Source organism: Nonomuraea mesophila (assembly GCF_004352805.1).
In the GTDB taxonomy this organism is placed as follows: domain Bacteria; phylum Actinomycetota; class Actinomycetes; order Streptosporangiales; family Streptosporangiaceae; genus Nonomuraea; species Nonomuraea longispora.
The window spans coordinates 1-2094 of sequence record NZ_SMLD01000359.1; the positions used below are offsets into that span (position 1 = coordinate 1).

Sequence of the window (2094 nt, forward strand, 5' to 3'; positions counted from 1 at the left end):
GGGCGGCCAGCGGCATCGACGCCGGCGCGGCACCGGGAGTGGGGAAGGCGAGCTGCTGCTGTTGCTGCGCGGTGCGCCGGCGCAGCTCCAGTTTGGCGAGGAGCTCCGCGTCCTCGTGCAGTTCCTCCTCCGTCGGCGAGAGGATCACCATGAGGAGCATGGTCAGGGTGATCAGGCTGATCACGGTCATGAGCGGCACGAGGAAGTCGAGCGCGTCGGCGCCGGTGACCACGCCGGGCTGCGAGTCGACCGTGACGTGCATCGCGTACATGCCGGTGTAGTGCATGCCGGACACGGCCACGCCCATGACCATGGCGGCGCCGGTGATCCAGATGGGCTTCCTGACGCGGAGCGTGAACCACAACGCGACCGTCGCGGCGACCACGGCGATGATCACGGAGATCGCCACGGTGACGCGGTCGTAGGAGACCTGGGCGGACATGTTCATCGCGTACATGCCCAGGTAGTGCATGGAGGCCACCCCGAGCCCCGTGAGAAGGCCGCCGCCGAGCAGCGCCAGGAGCCGGCCGCGGCCGTAGGAGACGAGGAACAGGCCGGTGCCCACGACGATGATGGCGACCGCCGCGGAGGCCGCGGTGAGCCACACGTCGTACTTGATCTGGGTGCCTTCCACCTGGAAGCCCATCATGCCGATGAAGTGCATCACCCAGATGCCCGTGCCACCGATGGAGATGGCCGCGCCGAGCAGCCACCGCACCTTGGAACCCCCACGCGAGGCGTGGGCCTGCGCGGTGAGGCGCAGGCCGAGCATCGACCCGATGCACGACATCACGTAGGCCAGCAGCGGCGTGAGCGGCCCATAGGTGAAATGATTCACAGCGGACATCTGTAGCGTTCCTTGCATTAGGGGTCCCCGGATTCTGCCATCGGGGATGTCCCTTTCGCATGGATATTGCAACTATCTGTCAATTTCTTGTGTCGGAAACATGAGAAGGGCTCATGGCTATCGAGGGGCCGTTCTGGCGGGCGATCGCCGTCTTCCGCGCCGCGAGTCTCGGCTACGCGATCGTGCTGATGGCCCAGAACCGCGGCTACGAGCAGCCGGTGCTCGGCTGGCTGGTCATCGGCGTGATGGCGGTGTGGACGGCGGCGGCGACCTTCGCCTACTCCGCCGCCGCGCGGCGCCGGTGGCCGCTGCTCGTGCTCGACCTGCTCGTGGTGCTGGCCTGCCTGCTGGCCTCGCCGTACGTCCAGGGCGCGGCGCAGGGCGAGGCGGGCACCACCCCCGTCCCCGCGACCTGGGTGGCCGGGCCCGTGCTGGCCTGGGCCGTGCACGGCGGCAGGCGCGCGGGAGCGGTCGCGGCGATCGTCATGGCGGCGGCCGACTTGTGGCTGCGCGTGCGCGCCCCCGACGTACCCCTCCTGGTCAACGGCGCGGTCCTGCTCTTCCTGTCGGGTGTCGTGGTCGGCCACGTGGCCCGGCTCGCCAAGGAGGCCGAGGAACGCATGCAGCGGGCCGTCGAGATGGAGGCCGCCCAGCGCGAGCGCGACCGCCTGGCCCGCGACATCCACGACTCCGTGCTGCAGGTCCTCGCCCTGGTGCACCGGCGCGGCCGGCGGCTCGGTGGCGAGGCGGCCGAACTGGGCCGCCTCGCCGGTGAGCAGGAGGCCGCCTTACGCCGCCTCGTCGCCGACCACCCCGGCGAGGGCGGCGCCCCGGGCTCCGCCGACCTGCGCACGCTGCTGCTGCGGCACGCCTCGTCCCAGGTGACGGTCTCCACCCCGGCCACCCCGCTCGTCCTGCCCGCGCCGGTGGCCGAGCAGGCGGCGGCGGCCGTCGGCGCCGCCCTCGACAACGTCAGGACGCACTGCGGGCCGTCGGCGCGGGCGTGGGTGCTCGCCGAGCCGGGTGAGGGGACGGTGACCGTCAGCGTGCGCGACGACGGGCCCGGCATCCCTGACGGGAGGCTGGACGAGGCGCTGACCGAGGGGCGGCTGGGGGTCGCCCGCTCCATCCGGGGCCGGATGGCCGAGGTCGGCGGTGACGTCTCGATCGTCAGCGTCCCCGGACAGGGCACCGAGGTCGAGATCACCCTCCCCGCATGACGCCGCGACCGGGGCGGCGTCATGCGG

The 2094-nt window shown here is 71.9% G+C and carries 2 protein-coding genes; one reads left to right on the forward strand and one right to left on the reverse strand.

Features of this window, described 5'->3' with window-relative positions; genetic code table 11:
- On the reverse strand, positions 1 to 847 hold an 847-nt coding region (locus tag E1295_RS47985; protein ID WP_166427803.1), incomplete at its 3' end, for an MHYT domain-containing protein.
- A 113-nt stretch (positions 848 to 960) separates the two neighbouring features.
- On the opposite strand from E1295_RS47985, the gene macS reads away from it, so the two are divergent.
- Entirely contained in the window at positions 961 to 2067 is a 1107-nt protein-coding gene (gene macS, locus E1295_RS47990) for a MacS family sensor histidine kinase (protein WP_132642046.1), read from the forward strand.
- The last annotated feature ends 27 nt before the right edge of the window (positions 2068 to 2094 follow it).

Coding starts and splice junctions, on each gene's coding strand:
- macS (WP_132642046.1), top strand. CDS start 961: ATGGCTATCGAGGGGCCGTTCTGGCGGGCGATCGCCGTCTTCCGCGCC.